At 60.8% G+C, this 21,788-nt stretch carries 17 protein-coding genes; 8 read left to right on the top strand and 9 right to left on the bottom strand.

What is annotated here, in order from left to right; genetic code table 11:
• Positions 1 to 82 precede the first annotated feature (82 nt).
• Positions 83 to 421, top strand: a complete 339-nt coding sequence (locus tag QZH45_RS01925) for a hypothetical protein (protein ID WP_024780723.1) — start codon at positions 83 to 85, stop codon at positions 419 to 421.
• Between the two features lie 136 nt (positions 422 to 557).
• On the opposite strand, the gene QZH45_RS01920 is transcribed toward QZH45_RS01925, so the two are convergent.
• The 3 genes from QZH45_RS01920 to lapG form a co-directional block, all read right to left on the bottom strand.
• Complete coding sequence (locus QZH45_RS01920) at positions 558 to 890, bottom strand: DUF6124 family protein (protein WP_024780722.1); 333 nt, start codon at positions 888 to 890, stop codon at positions 558 to 560.
• A 667-nt stretch (positions 891 to 1,557) separates the two neighbouring features.
• Complete coding sequence (lapD, locus tag QZH45_RS01915) at positions 1,558 to 3,504, bottom strand: cyclic di-GMP receptor LapD (RefSeq protein ID WP_053190498.1); 1,947 nt, start codon at positions 3,502 to 3,504, stop codon at positions 1,558 to 1,560.
• Positions 3,505 to 3,518: 14 nt separating this feature from the next.
• A complete protein-coding gene (gene lapG, locus QZH45_RS01910; protein ID WP_231995073.1) occupies positions 3,519 to 4,142 on the bottom strand; it encodes a cysteine protease LapG in 624 nt (207 codons plus the stop codon).
• Between the two features lie 296 nt (positions 4,143 to 4,438).
• Between lapG and QZH45_RS01905 the strand changes: the two genes are divergently transcribed.
• The 5 genes from QZH45_RS01905 to QZH45_RS01885 all read left to right on the top strand — a co-directional run bounded on the left by QZH45_RS01905 (position 4,439) and on the right by QZH45_RS01885 (position 11,564).
• Positions 4,439 to 5,128: a GntR family transcriptional regulator gene (locus QZH45_RS01905; protein ID WP_024780879.1), complete on the top strand. Its 690-nt coding sequence runs from the start codon at positions 4,439 to 4,441 to the stop codon at positions 5,126 to 5,128.
• A gap of 687 nt (positions 5,129 to 5,815) precedes the next feature.
• Positions 5,816 to 6,592 carry a DUF3050 domain-containing protein gene (locus QZH45_RS01900; RefSeq protein ID WP_024780878.1) on the top strand — a complete coding sequence of 259 codons (777 nt, stop codon included), beginning with the start codon at positions 5,816 to 5,818 and terminating at the stop codon, positions 6,590 to 6,592.
• Positions 6,589 to 7,521 carry a diiron oxygenase gene (locus QZH45_RS01895; RefSeq protein ID WP_024780877.1) on the top strand — a complete coding sequence of 311 codons (933 nt, stop codon included), beginning with the start codon at positions 6,589 to 6,591 and terminating at the stop codon, positions 7,519 to 7,521. The genes QZH45_RS01900 and QZH45_RS01895 overlap by 4 nt, the downstream gene beginning before the upstream one ends.
• Before the next feature lie 10 nt (positions 7,522 to 7,531).
• Positions 7,532 to 11,068 carry a non-ribosomal peptide synthetase gene (locus QZH45_RS01890; RefSeq protein WP_053190492.1) on the top strand — a complete coding sequence of 1,179 codons (3,537 nt, stop codon included), beginning with the start codon at positions 7,532 to 7,534 and terminating at the stop codon, positions 11,066 to 11,068.
• A gap of 31 nt (positions 11,069 to 11,099) precedes the next feature.
• Positions 11,100 to 11,564: an SRPBCC family protein gene (locus tag QZH45_RS01885; RefSeq protein WP_024780875.1), complete on the top strand. Its 465-nt coding sequence runs from the start codon at positions 11,100 to 11,102 to the stop codon at positions 11,562 to 11,564.
• A gap of 194 nt (positions 11,565 to 11,758) precedes the next feature.
• On the opposite strand, the gene QZH45_RS01880 is transcribed toward QZH45_RS01885, so the two are convergent.
• Both QZH45_RS01880 and QZH45_RS01875 read right to left on the bottom strand, forming a co-directional pair.
• Positions 11,759 to 13,639: a methyl-accepting chemotaxis protein gene (locus QZH45_RS01880; protein ID WP_053190491.1), complete on the bottom strand. Its 1,881-nt coding sequence runs from the start codon at positions 13,637 to 13,639 to the stop codon at positions 11,759 to 11,761.
• A gap of 293 nt (positions 13,640 to 13,932) precedes the next feature.
• A complete protein-coding gene (locus tag QZH45_RS01875) occupies positions 13,933 to 15,006 on the bottom strand; it encodes a fatty acid desaturase (protein WP_024780873.1) in 1,074 nt (357 codons plus the stop codon).
• Between the two features lie 100 nt (positions 15,007 to 15,106).
• On the opposite strand from QZH45_RS01875, the gene QZH45_RS01870 reads away from it, so the two are divergent.
• Positions 15,107 to 16,111 carry an AraC family transcriptional regulator gene (locus QZH45_RS01870; RefSeq protein WP_024780872.1) on the top strand — a complete coding sequence of 335 codons (1,005 nt, stop codon included), beginning with the start codon at positions 15,107 to 15,109 and terminating at the stop codon, positions 16,109 to 16,111.
• Positions 16,112 to 16,223: 112 nt separating this feature from the next.
• On the opposite strand, the gene QZH45_RS01865 is transcribed toward QZH45_RS01870, so the two are convergent.
• The gene (locus QZH45_RS01865) at positions 16,224 to 16,910 is read right to left on the bottom strand and encodes a Crp/Fnr family transcriptional regulator (protein ID WP_055134911.1); all 687 of its coding nucleotides are present in this window, start codon (positions 16,908 to 16,910) and stop codon (positions 16,224 to 16,226) included.
• Between the two features lie 85 nt (positions 16,911 to 16,995).
• Between QZH45_RS01865 and QZH45_RS01860 the strand changes: the two genes are divergently transcribed.
• Positions 16,996 to 17,520 (top strand): DUF962 domain-containing protein, encoded by a 525-nt coding sequence (locus QZH45_RS01860; protein WP_053190489.1) that lies wholly within the window; start codon positions 16,996 to 16,998, stop codon positions 17,518 to 17,520.
• A gap of 69 nt (positions 17,521 to 17,589) precedes the next feature.
• Here the strand turns inward: QZH45_RS01860 and QZH45_RS01855 are convergent, their stop codons facing one another.
• From QZH45_RS01855 to QZH45_RS01845, 3 genes are read right to left on the bottom strand one after another with little or no spacing between them, the layout of a single operon-like run.
• On the bottom strand, positions 17,590 to 19,809 hold the full coding sequence (locus QZH45_RS01855; protein ID WP_024780869.1) for a GMC family oxidoreductase: 2,220 nt from the start codon (positions 19,807 to 19,809) through the stop codon (positions 17,590 to 17,592).
• Positions 19,806 to 20,324, bottom strand: coding sequence for a sorbitol dehydrogenase (locus QZH45_RS01850; RefSeq protein WP_053190487.1), 519 nt, complete (start codon positions 20,322 to 20,324; stop codon positions 19,806 to 19,808). Before QZH45_RS01850 ends, QZH45_RS01855 begins: the two co-directional genes overlap by 4 nt.
• On the bottom strand, positions 20,321 to 21,685 hold the full coding sequence (locus tag QZH45_RS01845; protein ID WP_024780867.1) for a hypothetical protein: 1,365 nt from the start codon (positions 21,683 to 21,685) through the stop codon (positions 20,321 to 20,323). The genes QZH45_RS01850 and QZH45_RS01845 overlap by 4 nt, the downstream gene beginning before the upstream one ends.
• Positions 21,686 to 21,788 lie beyond the last annotated feature (103 nt).

Genomic DNA, 21,788 nt, shown 5'->3' with positions numbered 1-21,788 from the left:
GCCACCGTTTTTGTGTTCATACTCGCGCTCAGTTGGCCTATGCTGCTCGGCATGACGCCGCTTAATCCATGAGGGATGCCCGATGTTTTATGTGCAACGCGATGCACAAGGCCTGCTGGTGCGCGTAGAAGCCATCGCCTATGCCGAAGCCACCGAAACCCTGCCGGCCGACAGCCACGAGATCCAGGACTGGTTCGCCAACCAAGCCGTGGAAAACAGCCTCAAGCAACTCAAGCAAAGCGACCTGGAAATGATCCGGGTACTCGACGACCTGATCCAGGTGCTGACCAGCAAAGGCGTCATCCGCGTCACCGACCTGCCGCCTGCCGCCCAGGCCAAGCTGATGGACCGCAACCAGGCCCGGGAAGCTCTGGGCGGGCTGAGCCGATTGATCGATGATGATGAAAAGGGCTTGATCTAGGCGCCTGGACTGACGCCATCGCGAGCAGGCTCGCTCCCACAGTTGATCGGTGCTCACCGCAATAATCGGGGCAACATCAATCCCTTGTGGGAGCGAGCCTGCTCGCGATAGCGATCTTCAGTCCACCGAAAACCTCTCAGTCCGACGCCCGGGCTTCCAGCCGGTCCATCGCTCGCTCCACCAACAGATGCACCCCATCGGCCATCCGACTGATCGCCAGAATCACGCTGCGCCGTGAACCGTCGACATCGTCGGCCAGGTCAGCGGCAATGGCGCTGATGGACAGCAAGTCTTCGGAAGCGTTGGCCAGCAGGGTTTCGGTATCGATGTCCGGAGCGACGACGAAGAGCTGACCGGATGGAGACTCGTCGACGGGTTTGGGTTTGAGGTAGTAGTCGAGGGCGCGTTGGGCGGCTTCGTCAAGTGCGTTGGAACTGTGTGAAGTGTGTTTCGTTTCCGCTGTTGTCATTGAGAACTCCTAAACGACTAGTAAGGAGCCTTTGCTACACAGCGAGTCCAAATGAGATCGCTGAATCGCATGGGCCGTTTCGCCCTAAACAGATATTTCGGGCTTGCACGCCCATATCACCGTTTTTTCAGTGACAAACCCAGACTAGCCGCGAGCCCGGCGCCGGACAAGTTCACCAACTTCGCTACAACTTGAAGGAAATCTCCTAGGACCTGGCTGCTCTCTGCATGACATCAAGGGCTAGGTTGTCTGGGCTGGCGTCATCGCGAGCAAGCTCGGCTCCCACAGGCCCGCTCCCACAAGGGGATCGAGATCAGCCGCAAGAACAGACCGGCCATAAGGCCGCCTCGCCTTGCTTTTGCTCTGCTTTTGCTCTGCTTTTGATCTGAAGGCCCCATTAACCACGCTGGCCGAACGCAGGCATTGCGTAGTGGGCAACCCGGCATGGATGCCGGGTTAGCCGCGCTGGGCCATGGATGGCCCTTCGCGGCGGGCCCACGGAGCAATGCCGGAGTGAGGGAACACCTCGCCTTGGCGAGGTGCCGAGTGGTGGGGCGAAGACCTTTTGGTTACTTTTGGCTGGGCCGACATTCCGGGCGTCTGCCAAAAGTAACCCGCTGTAAGAGCGGAACCGCCAGCAGCCATTACCGCAGCAACGGATATGTACTCAATCCCAACGCCGCGGCCCCCCCACCAACTGCCCCTGCACCCCAAACACCCCCATCTCCCGAATCACCGCCAGCTCCCCCTCCGTCTCCACCCGCTCGGCAATCAACGGCAGGTCAATGCTATGGGCTGCCCGCTGAATCGCCTCAATGAACAAACGCTTGTCGCTTTCCTGATCGATCGCCCGGATATAACTGCCATCAATTTTCAGATAGGCCAACCCCAACCGCGCCAGGTTGCCGATCATGCTGAAACGCCCACCAAAACGCTGCAGGCTCAAGGAAAAACCAAGCTCACGCAAACGTCGAGTCAGCTGCTCCAGCACCGCTTGTTCAGGCAACTGTTCTTCACCGATTTCCAGGGTCAGGCGCGACCCGAGGTTGGAATGGGCCCGCAGGATCTCAAAGATTTTGTTCAGCGCCTGCGGGTCGGCCAGGGTGGCAGAGGACAGATTCAGCGCCAGGGCCTCCTCGTGCCCGGCCATTTGCCGCAGCACCTGCTCGAGCATCAGGCGGTCCAGGCGCGCCGTCCAGCCGAAGCGCTCCAGCCAAGGCAGGAAACGCCCAGCGGGAATGGTCTGGCCCTGATCGTCGAGTAACCGGGAAAGCACTTTGTAATGCAGCACCAGTTGAGTGTCCTGAGCGGCCACAACCGGTTGGAAGTACAGCTCGAACCGCTGTTTTTCCAACGCCCGGTCGAGCAGCGTATGCCAGGCATGATGATCGTCACCGACACTGGCCGACGCGCTGTGCTCCAGGCAGGCCCAGCCCGGCTCGCCCTGGCTTTCAGCCTGGGCCAGGGCCTGGTCGCCAAGCTGCAGCACCGCTTGCGGCGAGTCACCATGGACGAATGGCGCCAGCCCGATAGCAGCCACCGACGCCACGTCGGTCGCACCTGTGGCATGCAGGCTCGCCAGTGCGGTTTCGAGATGCTGCGCCAGTTGCAGCGCCTCCTCGCGCACCAGTCCCGGCGCCAGCACAGCGAATTCCCCGCCACGGATACGTGTCACCAGATTCTGGGTTTCCGGGTATCGGGCACACTCGCGCAACAACTGCTCGCCCACGGCCTTGAGCAATTGGTCGGTGCGCTGCCCACCCAAGCGCTGGTTCAAACCGGCCAGGTCCTGGACCCGCAACAACAACAGATAGCCGGAGCTGGCCTGCTCAGGGTTGCTCACCCGGGCATTGAGCTGCATTTCGAAATAACGCCGATTGGCCAGCCCCGTGAGATTGTCCTGGTAGGACTCGACCCGAAGCTTTTCACTGCGCTCGGCCTGCTCCTGAAACAACGCCTTGAGCTTCTCGACCATCTGGTTCATCGCCTGCACCACGCGACGCAGTTCAGGGGTACGCGGCAGCTCCGGCAGGCTCAGGAATTCGCGCCGGGCGATGGCTTGGGATTGGAGCACCATGTAATCCAATGGCTTGAGCTGGCGACGTAGCAGCAAGGCCCCCAGCACCGCGCTCACGGCACCGCACAGCAGCAACCACCCCAAACTGCCCAGTGCGCTCTGCCACAGCTTGGCAAGCGCGAACATGGGGTGGCTGACCACTTCGACACGTGCCGCCTGTTCCCAGCCACGGCTGACGATCGCATCGCCACCGGCCGGCTCCAGGCCGATGAGTTTGACGAACCACTGCGGCACGCTACCAGCGTCTGGAGTACCGGTGCGCTCGACCAGAGTCTTGTCGGTAGCCACATCGACCACACGGATGCTGGCGTAGTAGCCGCTGTCGAAAATGGAACTGACCATCAGCTCCACCATCGCCGGATCATCGATGTTCGGCGTCAGGGATAACGCCAGCGCTGTGGCCGCGTCCTGGGCGTGGGATCGCAGCTGATTGACGTACTGGGCCCGCGAGCTCTCCAGGCTGACCATGAAGCTGCCGCTGAAGGCAACCACCAGGAACAGACAGATAGCGATCAACAGTTGTTTGAACAAAGACATCTGAGCGCGTGCTCCTAGTTAGTCGTCTCGACCGGAAAACCTTCGGCCTGCATTTTCTTCAACACATCCTGCCACCGGGACAGGCGCTTGGTGTCGCTGACTTTCTTGTTGCCCTTGGCGCCCGGTAGCCACAGCCCTTCGGCATTGAAAGAGTAGACCGGCAACAGGTCGGTTCGCTGGCTGGCCGGCTGGATAGCGTCGATCAGGCTGTCGAGCACCAAGGGCATGGCCTCGGGCGTGGCGTAATAGGTGAGCACCATGTGCGCCCGGTTCTGTCGCAATGCCTTGACGTAGGTGATGCGCAGCTTGTCACTGGACACCCCGAGATGCCGCAGGCTGAAGTACTTGGCGATGGCGTAGTCCTCACAATCGCCGGCACCCTTCCATAAAGCCTGGATCGGGGTTTCCCAGTAATCGACCTCATGCCACAGATCGATGTCTTCCACGTAGCGCACCTGTTTGTTGAAGAACAGATTCACCACCTTGAGCTGCTCCAGCTCAGGCGTCTGCTTCTCGGTAGCCAGCAGATGCTGCCAGGCATCGATCCGTTGCTGCCCTTCGCCCAGCGACCCATACAGTGCCTGCGCCCTTCGGCTGATCTGCGCGAAGTCCCAATCGGCGTGCAGGCCACCCAGCATGAGGCCGGCCAGCAATAATGCCGAACACAGCCAGCGCAGGAACCTGAAGGCAGGGAAAGGTGCAGCCAAGGGAATGCGTCCAGAAAAGACCGTTGAGGGTTCGTGGGATGGTGAAGCCTGGCCCGGCAAAAGACAATGGCAAGGTGCAATCACCCAAGGCACGCTAAACTTTCGTTCAGGAACACTTTCGTTCAGGAACACTTTAGTTCAGGGACGCCAGTCATGAGGCTTTGACTGGCTGGTAATCTGTCACTAATGTTGGCATGGATCCAATTCGCTATTCAGGGTGCGTGGTCGTGACTAAGAAGCCCAAGCCGTTAAGCACTATCCAGGTCAATGGGCCCATCCCCGCTGCCCAGGCCCGTTCGATCATCGAGGGCGCCCTGCGCGAGGCTATCCTCGATGGACGCCTGCCCTGCGGCACGGCACTGCGCCAGCAGGAACTGGCCGACCTGTTCGGCGTGAGTCGCATGCCGGTACGCGAGGCGTTGCGCCAGCTCGAAGCGCAATCGCTGCTCAATGTGGTTCAACACAAAGGTGCCGTGGTCGCCCCGCTGATCACCAACAACGCCATCGAAACCTACGCGCTACGCGCGGTACTGGAATCGTTCGCCTTGCGTTTGTCGGTCCCTTTGCTCGATGCCGATGACCTGGCGCTGGCCGCCCACTACATCGAGCAGTTGGAAGCACAGACTGATCACGCCGAGATCGGCAAGCTCAATCGGCTGTTCCACATGTCGCTTTATCACAAGGCACCCAACAGCAAGTTGTTGGACCTGATCGAGCGCGAGCTCAATGAAGAGGAGCGCTTCCTGCGCTTTCATCTGTCGTCCATGGGGCTGGGCAAGCTGACCCAGGATGATCATCGCGCATTGCTTCAGGCCGTGAGTGCCAAAGACATCGATAGCGCGGTGACCCTGCTGGAGGGTCATCTGGAGAAAGCCTGCGTCACTATTCGACGGTACCTGGAACAATCATCCAACTGATCGTCCGCCGGCGACCCGGCCGGCGTATCACTTTCTTACATATCCTTCCTACCCGTCTTCCCGCCCACCTGAAGCGGCTTGGCCGTGTCTGCGACGCGCCGCCAGTTCAGTTCCATGGCACTGCCGTCGATTTGGGCTCACTCTTGCGCTTGTCGATTCAAAAAAAGACCTGAAGAAGTCAGCGCCTGGCTACAAACCAGGCGGATCGAAGCCATCACGCAAGGAGCGTCGCCCACCGGCGGGAGAATCGAATGTCCGACCGACGTCCCGCCCATAAAACACGAACTTCATTATTTCCCGTTCCCTGAAGTGCTCCGGGTGAGGCATTCACTCGAACTATCTATTCTGATCGCTATAAATCGGAAGGAGCAACTTCGCCTCAATAAAACTTATCCAATAAGTCTTATCAAGCCTCTTCACGCCCAATAAAACTTGAACTTCAAATAATTAAAAAATTGCTTGCCGCCGAGTTGTTCCGTGTATTAATTTTTTCTACGTCGAGTTGTTATCGACGATCTCAAATTTCAATAAACACTTATAAAACAAGGCAGTCATGCCTTAGAAGTGAAATAGCAGCACACACTTGCATGACTTGGGTAATTCATGGATTCCGGTTCAGGCACCCGCTCGCCTTATTAAAAATAACGAGCACCCTACCGGACAAACATCATTGATGAGGACGTTCAAATGCAGCCAACCAAAGAACAACTTTTTTTGAAAAAACGCGAACTTGGCCAACATCCTGTTTTTTCCGAAATAACATCAATTGACCTGTTACGCCGCTTTATGGAAAGCCACGTTTTTGCCGTGTGGGACTTCATGTCGTTGACCAAGCGGCTGCAAAGGGAGCTGACCTGCGTTCATCTGCCCTGGTTACCACCAGCCGACCCGCACGCGGCACGCCTGATCAATGAAATCGTGCTAGGAGAGGAGTCCGACGATCGCCCCGGCGCAGGGTATTGCAGCCATTTCGAACTGTACCTGGACGCCATGCGGGAAGTCGGCGCGGATACTCGGGCGATTGAACAATTCATCACCCTGCAACAGGAAGGTGTCAGCCCCGAAACCGCCTTGGACAGCGTCGAAGTAGAACCCGCGGCGGCCCGCTTCGTTCGTCAGACCCTGCACACCGCCCTGCATGCCCCAGCCCACAGCGTGGCCGCCGCGTTCGTGCATGGTCGCGAGAGCGTCATCCCGCAAATGTTCCAACGCATGCTGGATGCCTGGGGCATCGGCCTGGATCAAGCGCCGACGTTTCGGTACTACCTGCAACGGCACATCGAAGTCGACTCCGAAGACCACGGCCCTGCTGCGGAGAAACTGCTGGCCCGATTGATCGACGGCGACCCGCAACGCGAAACCGAGGTGCTGTCCGCCGCGCTCGCCGCCGTCCACAGTCGGGCGGCCCTGTGGGATGGCCTGCGCCAGAGCATGACCCAACCGATCGCGCAGGTGACGCCATGAACGCCATCCAATACCAGTCCTTCGCCGACACCTGGGAAAGCCGCGCGACGATCCGAACCCGGCCACGGCGGCGGATCGAAAATGACGACAGAATGATCTTTCCCATGAGCCGGCAGCCTCTGGTGCACAGCCAGACCTTTCTCAGCCACTGCCCACAACTGCGTGATTACGCGCTGGTGCAGAGCCTCTACAAGTTCATCAACGATGTGGTGATCTTCGAGACCGAACTGGTGGACCACACCGCCCGGCGCATCGCCAAGAATCGCTTCGGCATCGAATTCCCGTTCGCCTGTCGCTACGACGCAATGACGGTGGTGGTAGACGAGGATTATCACGCGCTGGTGGCGATGGATTTCATGCAGCAGACCATCGACATGACCGGCATCGAGCCGATTCCGTTACCGACGCAGATCGAACTCAGCCGTGCGATACCGGCGACGCTGGCCCAGGCGCCGGCACACCTGCAAAGCGCCGTGGAGCTGATCTGCATCGCGATCGCCGAAAACACCGTGACCAACGAAGTCGCCGCATTTGCCCGGGACGACTCGGTCAAGGCATCGATCAAGGGACTGATGGCCGATCATCTGATGGATGAGGGCCGACATTCGGGTTTCTGGACGCGGCTGGTACAGATGTACTGGCGTGCAGCACCCGAAGAAGACCATGAAGCGATTGCCCGGTTGATGCCCGGCTTTATCGTCCAGTATCTGGCCAGCGATCTGCAGCAGGCCTTCGATTTCGAGCTGATCGCCCATCTGCCCGTCGATGAATCGGTGCGCCAGTCCCTGCGCGAAGAAGCCAGTGCGCTGGCCTACCCCATCAATCGCTTCCATCCATTGGTGGGCAACATCACCCGTTTTTTCCGTAGCAGTTCGATGCTCGCTTCCCCCTGCGTGCGCGATGCCCTGGCCGACTACCTGACCGCATGAGGAGCTGCCAATGAGACGCCTAGAAATTGCAGTGCCTGGCACCAGCCAGGCCATGGCCGAACTGGCCCAGGAACTTGAACTGCACGGCCACGGTGTCGTGACGACTCAAGCACCGGCGATCGACCTGTTGATCGACGACGGTACGGCGCCATGCGCCATTGAAGCCCGCTCACGCCTTGAGGTCCGCGTCGCGTTACGGACGGTGCCCGGCGAAGCCTTGCCGCAACCGGTCATTGTGTTTCGCGACGGCGCGCAGCGGCTGTTAAGCCAGGAGACAATTGACCCGCAAAGCGGCAATGGTCAGTCCTTGCGACTGCAGGCCCAGGCCGTGCTGGTTGAGGTCGGTGCAAGGCTGGTCAGCCAGTTATCCCGGGATGACACCGGCCTCGATCACTGGCCGACGGTGCAGGCCGACGCTGCCGAACACCCTTTACAGGGGCTCGACGCACTGGACGCGCTGGCTTTCGAGCATGGCCTCAACCGGCCGCCAGTGCCCTGGCTGCTGGCCGCCGCCGAAGTGCCGGTGATGCACGGCATCGAACAGCGCTTGCTCGATGATGCGGTATGTCCGGCACTGTTGGTCGAAGGCCAGCTCACGGACTACAAGACCTTGCGCACCCAGGCGCTGGGTTTGCAGCAGGCAATACTGGAACGGCTGGGATATGCAGAGTCTGTGGAAGCAAAACCTGCGGGAGCAAAGCTTGCCCGCGATACGGACACAGCGGTACCCAACCAGACCGAGTCATCGTTCATCGCGGGCAAGCCTTGCTCCCACAGGACTTGCACTCACAAGCCTAGCTCTCAAATGGTGATTGCGGTGTGTCTGCCTAAATCCGCGCCGTTATATGCGGCGATCCTGGCCGTGCTGGGCTGTGGCGCCGTGTACCTGCCGCTGGACCCGCAACACCCCGTGCAGCGTCGACGCTTCATCCTGGAAAACGCCAAGGCCGACCTGCTGCTGCACGATGGCGACAGCGACTTGGTCGATCTGCCCGTGCCCGCGCTGAACGTGCATCGGCTGCCAGTGCTCAAGCCGGGCATCCCCGTCTCGCTGATCCGTCGCTCAGTGGACATCGACGAACCGGCGGTGGCGATCTACACCTCCGGCACCACCGGTCAACCCAAAGGTGTGCTGCTCAGCCATCGCAACCTCAGCCACTTCTGTGCCTGGTACAGCGACTACGTCGGGTTACAGCGAGACAGTCGGGCGTTGCAGTTCTCCACCATCAACTTCGATGCATCGCTGCTGGATATCCTCCCAACCTTCATCCAGGGTGCATTGCTGGTAGTGCCCAGCGAAGACCAGCGCCGCGACCCGCAGCAACTGGTGGCGTTGATTCACCAGCAGCATGTCACCCACGCCTTTCTACCGCCTGCATTGCTGAGCGTGATGCCGCTGGAGGCACCGCTGGGCCTGACACACCTGATCACCGGTGGGGACGTCTGCGAGCCGTTCGTGATCGAGCGGCTTGCGCCCCAATGCCGGTTCCACAACATCTATGGCCCGACTGAAACCACCGTGCTTGCCACCACACGGCAGTTTGGCGTGGGTGATAACAACCGCAACCTCGGCGTGCCCATCGCCAACGGTCGGGTACTGATCCTCGACGAACGGCTGCAACCGGTGCCCCAAGGCGTACCCGGCGAGCTCTATATCGCGGGGCCGGGCGTCGGCCTGGGGTATCTGCACGACCCGACGCTGACCGCCACGCGGTATCTTGACCTGTCCCTGCCCGGCGGTCAGAGGCTGAGGGTCTATCGCACCGGCGATATCGGCCAGTGGAGCGACAACGGCATCGAACTGTGCGGCCGGCGCGACAATCAGGTGAAGGTCCGTGGCTTTCGGGTCGAGCCAGAGGAAATCGAACATTGCCTGCGGGAGAGCCAGCTGTTCCGCCAGGTGGCCGTGGGTGTGGACGAGCGCCGACGGATCCTGGCGTTCCTGGTTCATCCCCGGGAAGATCGGCCCGGTGCCGCGCTCCAGGCGCTGCGCGAGCATGTGCAGGACACGTTGCCCAGCTACATGCACCCTGGCGCCTACATCGAGCTGCCCAGCCTGCCCTACACCAGCAACGGCAAGGTCGATCGCCGCGCCTTGCTCGCTCTGTCGGTGCAGGTCCAGGTCGGTGGCCAACGACGCCAGCCGCAGAATCCGCTGGAAACCCAGTTGCAGCAAGTGTGGGCCGAGCTGCTGGAACTGCCGGCCGAAGACATTGCCACCGACGAGAGTTTCTTCAACCTGGGCGGGCACTCGATCCTGCTGTCGCAACTGTTGCTGAGCATTCGCCAGACCTTCGGTCGCAGCCTGTCGATCAATCGCTTCATCGAAGCACCGACACTGATGACCTTGGCGAAGCTGCTCGACAGCAATGAACACAGCGACACATCGGCACTCAGTCCCCAGGCTCTCATCGATGCCGAAACCGAACTCCACATCGATCCACTGCCCATCAGCCAATGCGGTGACGTGCATAAAGTGGTGGTGACCGGAGCCAACAGCTTTCTCGGAGTGCACATTGTCGAGGCACTGCTGGCCTGGGGCGCCACCGAAGTCGCCTGCCTGGTGCGCGCGTCCGCCGGACAAAGCGCGGCGGAACGCTTTTCCCAGGCACTGCAGGACAATCGCCTGACTCATCTGGACCTGAGCCGGGTCAGCGTCTATGCCGCCGACATCACCCAGCCACAATTGGGTTTGCCGGACGACGTCTATGCCCGTATCGACCGTACCTTCGGCGCCCTGGTGCACAACGCCGCCCACGTCAATCACGTGCTCGACTACGAGTCCCTGGCGCGGGACAACGTGGAGCCGATCTTCGAATGCCTGCGTCTGTGTGAAGGCCGCAGCAAGAAGATCTTCAACTTCGTCTCCACGCTTTCAGCCTCCAGTGCCTTGGGCATCGACGGCCAGGTACTGGAACAACCCGCCGCACCGACGCCACCGATCTACATCAAGAACGGCTACAACCTGTCCAAATGGGTCGGCGAACGGATCCTGCAACGGGCACGGGATCGCGGGGTGTGGGTCAACCTGTTCCGCCCGGGCAACATCAGTTTCAACAGCCTGACCGGAGTCTGCCAGCCCCACAAGAATCGCTTGATGCTGATGCTCAAGGGCTCGATCCAGCTGGGCCAGGTGCCGGATCTGTCGCTCAATTTCGACCTGATGCCGGTGGACTTCCTGGCCCGTTTCATCGCCTTCCACGCCAGCCGCTACCAGCCGACGCAAGCGGTGTTCAACCTGCACAACCCCGAGCCGTTGAGCTGGGACGCCTATGTGGCGTCGTTCCGCGACAGCGGCCGGGAGTTTTCCCTGGTAAGCGTCGCGGACTGGCAACGGCAACTGGGTCGAGTCGATGCCAACAACGCGTTGTTCGGCGTGCTGGGGTTTTATCTCAACGGGTTTGAAGAAGACATCGGCGACATCTCGATGATCCGCCATGACAACGCCCGGACCGGGGTGCGGCAGATGGGCGCCTGCTACCCGGAAAAATCCCCGGCCCTGCTGCGGCGCGGTGCCGACTACCTCAAAGCCATCGACTTCATCTGAAGCAATCCAACCCGAAGCAAGGAGCAAGACCATGAATGCATTTCAACCCGACACCCTGATCAGAAATCCTCAAGCCTGCCAAGTCGAAACCTCGGTGGAGGTAGCGGCCGACGCGGCACAGGTCTGGGCACTGGTGGGCGACTTTGGAGGTTTCAACCGTTTCATCCCGGCGCTCGAGCGTATCGAAATGACCGGCGAGGGCGTGAGGTCCCTGCGCAAGAAGTTCTTTGTCGACGGGCAGAACCTGGTGGTGGAGCAGCTCAACAGCCGTGACGACCAGGCCATGCACATGACCTGGACACTGATTTACAACACCTTGGGCATCGACAACCTGTGGGCTGCCATGCGCGTCGAGCCCCTGGCAGACAACCGTTGCCGCGCCACCTGGACCATCATCGCCGACCACACCGACGCCCATTCACCATCGGGGTTCAGGGACTTCCTGCAAGGCTTTGCCGATGAGGCGATGGGGAATGTGCAGAAGATGTTCGCCTAGGTAGTCCCCTTGTGGGAGCGAGCCTGCTCGCGATAGCGCCGGGTCAGTTGGCGATGAGGTTGGCTGTGCCGCCGTCTTCGCGAGCAGGCTCGCTCCCACACTGGGTTCCGAGCGGCTGCAAAATCCAGACTCACCCCAAATCCCCTGTGGGAGCGAGCCTGCTCGCGATGGCGGCAGTACAGCCCCCGCGCCTGTCAGATCTTGAAGCTGTCCACCAGTTGCTTCAGCCGGTTGGCCTGTTGGGACAAGGCGTCGCAATCCTTCAGGGTTTCATTGAGGTTGGCCACGCTTTGCTGGTTCAGCAGGTTGATATGGCTGACGTCCATGTTGAGGGTTTCCACCACGGCGCTCTGTTCTTCGGTCGCGGCGGCCACCGACTGGTTCATGCCGTCGATTTCGCCGATACGCTGCGTCACGCTGACCAGCCGCAGACCGGCCTGGTTGGCAACTTCCACGCTTTCTTCGCTGGACGCCTGACTGGCGTTCATCGTGGTTACCGCTTCACGGGAGCCGACCTGAAGCGAAGTGATCATCTTATGGATTTCTTCCGCCGACTCCTGGGTGCGGTGCGCCAGGTTGCGCACTTCATCGGCCACCACCGCAAAACCACGTCCGGCTTCACCGGCACGAGCGGCTTCGATGGCGGCGTTCAGGGCCAGCAGGTTGGTTTGCTGGGAAATACCTTTGATCACATCCAGAATGTGCCCGATGTTATCGGTGCTGGCGTTCAGGGTTTCGATCTGGGTGCAAGAAAGGCTGATTTTCTGCGACAGCTCGGTCATGGCCTGAATGGTTTTTTCCACCACCTGACGACCGTCATCGGCCTGCTCGCTGGCACCACTGGCCTGTTGCGATGCGTCCGCGGCATTGCGGGCGATTTCCTGGGTCGCGGCGCCCAACTGGTTGATGGCCGCCGCCACGCTGTTGGTGCGGGCGCTCTGTTCATCCGAGCCGACGAGTGAAGCGTTTGACGACGTCATCACGCGCTGCGACAAGTCATGCACATGTCGGGTGGCGGAAGACACTTCGGAGATCGAGGCGTGGATCCGCTCCACGAACTGGTTGAACGAGCCGCCCAACACCGCGAACTCATCTTTGCCCTGCACGGCCAGACGTCGGGTCAGGTCGCCTTCGCCCTGGGCAATGTCCTGCATGGCACGCCCCATGGTGGTCAGCGGACGCATCAACACCTGAATCAACAGGCTCAGCAGCAACGCGATGGCCGCGACCGCGACAAACATCGCAATCAGCGCCGAAGTGCGGAACTGGCTCAGCGGCGCATAGGCCTTGTTCTTGTCGATCGACAAACCGATGTACCACTCGGCGCCCGGCAGGCCGGTAACCGGTGTGAACGAGAGAATACGATCCTGCCCGTTCAGCTCGACGTCCTGGATACCTTTGCCAATGCGCACAGGCGTATCGGGATAAATATCCTTGAGGTTCTTCATCACCTGGTCCTTGTCCGGGCTGACGATCACCTGACCGTCACCGCTGACCAGGAAAGCATGGCCGATGCCACCGAAGTCCACCGAATTGATGATTTTCACCAAGGTATCCAGGCTCAGGTCACCGCCCACCACACCCAGCAACTCACCGCTTTTTTTCACCGGCAGGGCAATAGTCACCACCAGCCCGCCAACGGCAGCCGAATAGGGCGGGGTCAGCATGGTTTTATCGGCGGTCACCGCCTGTTTGTACCAAGGGCGCTGACGCGGGTCGTAGCCGTCGGGCATTTTTGCGTCGGGGCGCTGGGTGAAGACACCGTTGGCCTGGCCCACGTAGGTGAACTGGAAATTCGATGTCAGCGCCGGCTGGTCGACCAGCCCCGCCAGATCGGCGGTAGCCCCCTGGTGTGCGATGTTCTGCGCCAGGTTTTCCAGCACCAGGATGCGACCGCTCATCCAGTTCTGGACGCTGCTGGCCGTCAGGTCACCGGATTGTTCGATGGAGGACTCAAGGCTGCGGCCGATGGTGTTTCGCTGCAGATAGTCGTTGTAGAGGGTGAACAGGGCAAAAGCCAGAACTACCACACCAGAGGCGGCTAGAAGGATTTTATGGCTGAATTTCAAATTCATCGAAGAGGCTTCTTATGCAGGGAGTGGGGGTGCATTCCGGTTGCAACGTTCACATGACAGCGCGGGCAGGACTTGTGGTCTGCTCCACTTTGGTGCACGCATATCAGTCTGTCGGCAAGCCCCGGGAAAAAATTAGGCTTTTTTGGCGTGGCCCGACGAGAGGATGAGCGTAGTCGTTATGCACCCGCCCGCCAGGGCTGCTGCATGGCCAACAGGCGCGACCTCAGTGGCAAAGGGAATTGCTCCCTCGCCACGGACTATGGGTCTATCGACGACGTGTGAAAAAAGCCACCTCAACCCTGAACAGCACTCACCGCTTCCTGCCTCGGTTTATCCTCGCCTACAAACCGGTTCGCCCGGCCAAAGGTGCCGAAGTCATTGAACCGCACACCCATCTTGCGCATCACCTTGTGAGCCACCGGCACCGTCAGTTGACGGATGTAGAACGGCTCCTTCACCGCAAAATGATGAATCCCGTGACTGCTGCCGAAGTTGAAGCAGAATGCCTGCAACGGCCACAGCCACCACGGGTTGAGCACCTGGGTTTGCTGGATGACATTGCCCGGTTCGACGTCGCCGTAGTAATGCATGTTGGAACTGATGAAGTGCAGGCAGAAGGTGCGCAACACGTTTGGGCCGATAATCACCACTGCCGCGATGTCGATCACGTGCATCATCGCCAAGGTGTTCGCCGACCAGTCAATCGACGTGCCAAACAGGCCGGCGACGCCATTGGCCCCGTGGAACCCGAGAAACACGTACCAGGCCCCCCAGTGCAGCAACGCCAGCGGGAAATACACTTTCAGCGTGCGTTTGAGGATGCTGCGCCTGTGCGCCCAGGTCCTGGCGCGCAACAAGCGGATGAAGGCCGACATCACGTTATCGCCAACCATCAGCAACCGTGCCAGCCCCCAGGGTTCGCCGTTGGTGATGGCCCGTTCTTCCAGGTCGGCCTCGGTGCCGGACATCTTGTGATGATTGAGGTGCAGATGACGGCGGATCCACGGGTTGATGGTGCTCGGCCGCGCCAGCCACACCAGCCCCATCATCACGTTGTGGGGCAGGCGCTGCTTGCGAAAATACATGCTGTGGATCAGGTCATGCTCCAATTCGTGGGTCAGCGAGGCAAAAAAGGCGTTGAGCAGCAGGCACGCCCAGCCGACCAGGTGGCCATTGATGTAGAGCAGCGCCGATCCGATCATCCCCGCCAGGGCGAACGTCAGAATGCCCGCACCCAAGGCATCCTGATGGAGCAGAATCGGGTAGCGTCTGCGCAATTCTTCGCCATGGGCCAATACCACTTGGCGAATATGGGCGGATCGTTGTTGTGCATTCAATCGCTCGGGACTTGCGCTACGGCCATGCATGGCTTAAATCCTCTGTTAGAGATGTGCTCATCCTGACCAGCGTTGCTGCGCAGGGTGGTAGCCGCAGACGCCAACCTGTTGACCGCAAGCGCCAATCGCCATGACTGAACCTACCACCCTCGCCAGCTGGACCCGCGCCCTGCGCAAACAGCTCGATGCGCTGGGCCTGGATGGCCACGCCTTGTGCCTTGAGGCCGGGCTCGACCCACAGTTGATGGACGATCCGAACGCCCGCTACCCGCTTTCAGCCACCACCCGTCTATGGGCATTGGCGGTGCAAGCCAGCGGCGATCCGGCAATCGGCCTGCGGGTGTCACGCTTCGTAAGTCCCACGACATTTCACGCATTGGGTTACGCCCTGGTGGCCAGCGGCAGTCTGCGCGAAGTATTCGAGCGCATCGTGCGCTATCACCCGGTGGTCAGCGACGCGCTGACGCTGCAACTGACCCGTTGCGAGGACCGCTACCGTTTCACCCTTGATGTGCCCCAGGGCCGCCCTATGCCGGCTTTCGAAGCCATCGACGCGTTCGCTGCGATTTACGTGCGCACCTGTCGCAATCGCCTGGGTCGCGACTACGCACCATTGGCGGTTTACCTGCGGCGCCCTGAACCGGCAGACCCTGCACCGTGGCATAAGGTGTTCCGCTCGCCGGTGCATTTCGCCGCCGAACACGATTATCTGGAGTTCAGCCTTGCCGATTTCGACAGCCACCTGGACGATGCCAACCCGGAGCTGGCCGAACACAACGAAGCGGTGCTCAAGCGCACCCTCGCCCACCTCCAGCCACTGACCTGGGAGCGCAAGGTGCGCGCAGCCATCGAGGCCCAATTACCCGAAGGCGAACCCAGCGCCGAACGCATCGCCCAAGCCATGCACCTGAGCCTGCGCAGCCTGCAACGACACCTGGCTGATGAAGGCTGCCGCTTCGACGCGCTGCTCAACGAGTGCCGGGAAAACCTGGCACTGCTGCACCTGCGCGATCCCCAATGCTCGTTGAGCGAAGTCGGCTACCTGCTGGGGTTTGCCGATGCCAGCAGCTTCAGCCGCGCGTTCAAGCGCTGGACTGGAATGACGCCCGGGCAGTTTCGGGAGGGGTTGCGCTAGCAGGGCTGGCCTCATCGCGAGCAGGCTCGCTCCCACAGAGATGCACGGCCAATACAGACTCAATGTGGGAGCGAGCCTGCTCGCGAAAGCGATGGATCAGTCGATACCGCACTCAGACCAGTGTCATCTCCCGCAACCGCCCCATATCAAGGATCTCGATCTCGCCATAACCGAGGTGAAGAATGCCTTGGGTCTGCAGATCCTTGAGGATCTGGTTGGTGGTCTGGCGTGACAGCGAGAGCATCAGGGCCAGTTGTTCCTGGGACAGTTGCAGGACCTGTCGCGCCGATTCGATCTCGCCGTAGCCCTCGGCGATCAGCAGCAGGCGATGGGCCACGCGTGCCGGAGCAGGCATCAGGCTCAGCTGTTCGAGGTTGATGAAGGCCAGGCGCAGCTTGTGGCTCATCAGTAGCGCGAGGTACCGCCAGTAGACCGGGTGTTGTTCCAGGAAGGCCAGCAACGTCGCCTGGGGTGCGTGCAGTAGCGTGCACTGCCCCACGATAACTGCGTCGTGGGTACGCGGCTGGCCATCGAACAGGCAGATTTCACCGAACCAGTGAGGTGCCTCTACCACGCTCAACAGCGCCTCCTTGCCTTGCTCGCTCACCGAACCGACCCGCACCGAACCTTCGAGAACAGCATACAGACCGCACGGTGGATCGCCGCGCTGGAACAGCCGATGTCCTGTCGACAGGCGCCGCACCCGTGACATGCCCAGCAGGCTATTCTGCAATTCAACAGGCAGATGGCTGTACCAGTGTCCGGCCATCAGGTGCGAATGCCAGGGGTGCGAATTCATGGAAACTCCGGGAAGTGTCGGCTAACTGACAGAACACCTTATGGGACCTGGGCATCATGCAGGCATCACCTCAGGAGGAACAACAATGAAAAGCCTCGTCGATCATCTCAGTCAATACGCCGCCTATCACCGCGACCCGCGCAACATCGCCAGCCATTTCATTGGCATCCCGCTGATTTTCGTCGCTGTCGCCGTGCTGCTGTCACGACCGGGCTGGCCAGTGGGTGCGCTACTGCTTTCGCCAGCGTTACTCGTCGCGGCGGCCAGTGCCTGGTTCTACCTGCGCCTGGAGATACGCCTGGGCGTGCTGATGACGGTTCTACTGGGCCTGGCCGTGTGGCTGGGGCAGGTATTGGCGGCGCAAAGTACATTGGCGTGGCTGGGCAGTGGGCTGGGGATGTTTGTGGTGGGCTGGGCGATCCAGTTCGTCGGTCACTATTACGAAGGTCGCAAACCGGCATTCGTCGATGACCTGACCGGGTTGATCGTCGGGCCCTTGTTCGTAGTGGTCGAGGCAGGCTTCCTGCTCGGGCTTCGCGGCGAACTGAAGCGGGCCATCGAAGAGCGCGCCGGGCCGATGGCCTTGCGCAACCAGCGCTCGGCCGCCTGAAGGGTTGTGCCGGGATTTGTGTCGAGGGAGCTTGTTCCCTCGACACATTGACCCGAATAAAACCTGGGGTCACACCGTACCGAACTCGACCCCCACCGTCAGCGCACCCTGGTTGTCACTCAAGCCCGCGCCATACCGACCCATTAGGTCATCGTTGATACACAGCTGCAGTTCCCCACTCTGCCCAGCCGGAATCTGCGCCAGATCACCGATCAGGAATGGGGTACCGCTGTCGCCGACACGGCCGATCAAGGCACCTTCGGCGGCACCCGGCAAGGTATAACCGGACTTGGCGGTGTAGTTCGGATTACCTTTTCCGTCCACCCATCCACTGTCCGGGCTGGCGTTCCAGAAGCCCAGAATCCAACGGGCACGACGCGGCACGACACCGTCGATCTGCACGCCAGTTCCCTGCCAGCCCTTGTCGGCCACAACTACTGCCGCCGCGGCCTTCAAGTCATTGGCCAGCGTATCGCCGGCCTGGAACGACAACGCTGCAATCGTCAGGCTAGGATTCGAGGTCCCGCTGCTGGGGAAAACCCCATCGCCCACCAGGAACAGATTCTTGTGATCCCAACTGCGCTGGTCCTTGTCGACCACCGATGTGGCCGGGTCACTGCCCATGCGATAGGTACCCATCAAGTGCCCGGCCCCTTGGAAGCTGAGAGGTTCTTTATCGTAAATGAACTTCCCCGGTTTAAGAGGCTTGGTCAACTCCTCTGCGCCGAGCAGGTCCTTGATAATGTGGGTGGCCAGTCGTTTTGCCTCCAGGAAACCCTTCTTGGTGTACTCGGACAACTCATAGTGGATTTCCGGCCGGGGAATACCGAGCCGGTCCTTGAAGTCGGCGGACGGCACGATGTAGCACTTGGCGTTATCGGGATCGTCTTCTACCTGCTCCACCAGGAACGCGATGCGGAACTGACGGACGAAGATGTCGTTGAGTTTTTGCACCAGCGCCGTCCCATAAAGCGCTTCGGTGGGGGCTTTGGGGTCCTGATTCGACGACAGCGGGTTGACGCGGTTGTTGTTCGTGCCGTCGATGAAGTCGGCCACCGTGTCGTAGGGATCGTTGGCCGGCCAGTTCCAGCCCTCGTTGCCGATTTCAATGCGCCACGCCGCTCGTTGGCTGCGAAAGGCACCGTCTCGCAGACTCTCGATACCCGCAGTGGACAAGGGGCCACGGTACGGAAAAATCGCCTTGCCCTCAGGCATCAGGCCCCACGCCAGGTAGATCGGGTGGTCGGCCAGGCTACGTCCCACCTGACCGCTGCTGTTGGCCACCCCCTTGGGCCAGGCGGGCGTTGCGGAGTTGAGCAACAGCTTGGGGGTTTCGATGGCATGGGCGGCGATCACATAACGTTGGCCAAGGGCCACGCCAGTGCCAGTGACCGGTCCGTCACCCAATTGATACTGCATGAACTCCACACCGCTGACATTGTTGTCCGCGCCCACGGTCACTTTGCTCGCCACGGTTCGGTACAGCACCTTGACCTTGCCGGTGGCCAGAGCCTTGGTCATCGTCACGGTGGCGTCGTACTTGGCCTGGATCGGACAGATCGGGGTGCAATTGGTATTACCGGCACACACCCGGCGCCCCGCGTAGGGCTCGGAATTGCGCCCGGCCGGTGTCGGACTGACCACCAGCGGCAAGCCGTCGAAGCTCTGCCCCGTCACCGCCGTGACAAAACTGCCATCGACCAGTGACAGCGGAATGCTGTGCATCGGGAAGGCATAGCCTTCGGGAAAGGTTATGCCCAGGTACGCCTGGTCGGCGACGTTGGCCGAGACGCCGATTTCCGCCTCGGCCCGGCAGTAGGCGCTTTGCAGATCGTCGTAGCCAATGGGCCAGTCCACCCCGACGTTGTACAAGGATTTCAGGCGAAAATCGTTCGGCACCATACGCAGGCTCGTTCCGACCCAGTGCCAGGTGGTCCCGCCACCCACTCGTTCATAGGTACTGGTGAAGGGCATCGGGCCCTTCTGCACCAGGTAACTGACGGCTGGATTGTCCCATCCCAGAATCAGGTCGGCGATGGTCGCACGCGGGGCGTTCTGCCCGGCCGGGTCGCGGGGCGGGTCCAGGCTGGTGACCGGTGGATAGGGCGATTCCGGGGTTTTCAGTGTGGTGGTGTAGAACCGTTCCAGATATTGAGCCCGGTTGACCGGGATCTCTGGCCCCGACTCGAGCACCAACACCTCCACCCCAGCCATGGCCAGTTGATAGGCCACGATGCTACCCGCCAGCCCGGCACCCACGATCACCACTTCGGCTTGTTCAGTACTCATGACCGGTCTCCTTGTTGTGCATCAGAGGACGCGGTAGCGGGGACGCCGGTCAAGTCCTCGAGGCTCGGCGGCTGTTCGTTCCAGTAGCCGAAGAACGATTCGCTGTAGCCCATGGGGTGAGCCTGGGCCACTTTCCAGGCCCAGCTGTAGATGTAGGCCTGGTCGGACACCACCGCCGAGTCATCCTTTTTGTAATTCCCTGCGTCATAGGGTTGGTACCAGACACCCAGAAACCACAGTTTCATGATCGAACGCGCCGCCAGCACGGAGTTGGGAGTCGGTTGCACAGTCGTCAGCACCTGCTGGGCGATCTTGTCCGGGGGCACGTTGTCAGCCGCGAGTGTGGCGTACAGCGTCAACAACGGGTTGAGCACATCGGTGGTGATTCGTGGGGTGACGTAATCGAGAAACAGCGGCGGCAGACCTACCGGGTCGAGCTGCGGCGCCAGGCGCGCGATGGGAATGCCGGTCAGGGCCGATGACAGGCCGACGAAGTTGTCCAGGTCAGTGCTCATTGTTTGGCTCCTTGTCCGGAAGTGGACTGCGCGCGTTCGAGCAAATAGGTGAAGTCCGCAAAGCTGGTACGCGGGGATTCGGTGACATGGGTGGCGGCGTTGCCATGACAAGCCATGCAACTGGAAGACGCCTGGGGCGTGGTGCCTTGGATGTAGGTTTCCAGGGTGGCGTTGGCCAGGAACGGTGGCGCGGGATTACCCAGCGGATTGGCGGCCGAAATCTGGCAGTTCGGCGGCGGCGCGGCGCTCGGCCACTGAGTACTGACCAACTGGTAGTTGGCCCAGACGCTCTGCGGGTTGACCGTGCGCAACAGGCCCTGATATTTGGCGTTCAAGGCATTGGTAGGTCCGGTCAGCGGCACTTCGCGCACGATCTGCGAGGGCGTCGCCTTGACGGCCGGGTTCCATGGCCGTGGCGGTGGCCGATTGACCGCGCTGTCGCTGGCGGCGTTGTAGAACAGGTACGGGCCTTTGCGCTGCGCCACCGGTGTGGATTGTTCCGGCACGTTGTTCACATGCTCGAAGGTCGACCAGACCCACTGCGGCGCGCTGGCGGTCTTGTGGACGATGTGCAAGCCCACCAGCCCGACCGATTGCGATGCGCACGACTCCTCGACTATCGGCCCATGACTCGGGTCGCTGTTGCCCGGCGTATAGACCAGCGCGTCGACCGTGTGGAAATCCTGGGGACGGTCGTTTGCGCCCAGCACCTTCCAGGATGCCTTCACCATGACCGAACCGACCTGGCTCGTGTCGTTGGAGCCGCAGCTGAACGCAACGGTGTTGGTCTTGTTCGCGGCAAAGAATTTCCGCTGACCTTCGATGCTGTACAGGCCGTTGTCGACGATCCCGTTGAACATGGACTGGTTGACCACGATTTCATTGCGCGTATAAGCGCCGTTCTGATCCACCAGCGGACCACTATCAAAGGGCTGGATAAACTCATCCAACATGTCGGGGACCTTGCCCATCTGCTGCAGCAACCGCCCGGGCTTGAGCTGCTTGCACACCTCGGGAAGCGTCGCTGGCGCATCCCAAGGCAAGGGCGCCTGGCCCTTGGCTCGGAAAATCTGGTAACTCTCTTTCCAGCTTTCCCAGACCGTGGCCCCGTCCTGCTGGCCGATGGTGGTGCCGGTATTGGGATTGCCGTTGTCCAGCGCCGGCCAGTTCAGGGCGATGAAGGTCTGCCACGACAGGTCATCGAAATTACCTTGCAGGCTGGACAGGGAGACAGGCTGGGTGGCCGTGACATCGAAGGGTATTTGCGGCGACAACGAGGGGTCGGCGCTGGCGAACGGGCACAGCAAAACGCTCAACAAGGCACAGCCCAGCGGGCCATGCCGACTGACTTCCATTCTCATGCTTGATCTCCTTGGCAATCAGGGCCAGGAGATCACACCGGTCCGTCATGGACTCTCACTGCCTCCTGGCACGTCAGAGTCTAGGTAGGGTTTGAATCAAGAA

This window comes from Pseudomonas corrugata (assembly GCF_050920615.1).
GTDB lineage: Bacteria > Pseudomonadota > Gammaproteobacteria > Pseudomonadales > Pseudomonadaceae > Aquipseudomonas > Aquipseudomonas corrugata.
Note: the sequence above shows the minus strand (reverse complement) of the source record. Positions and strands in the feature narration are given on the sequence as shown.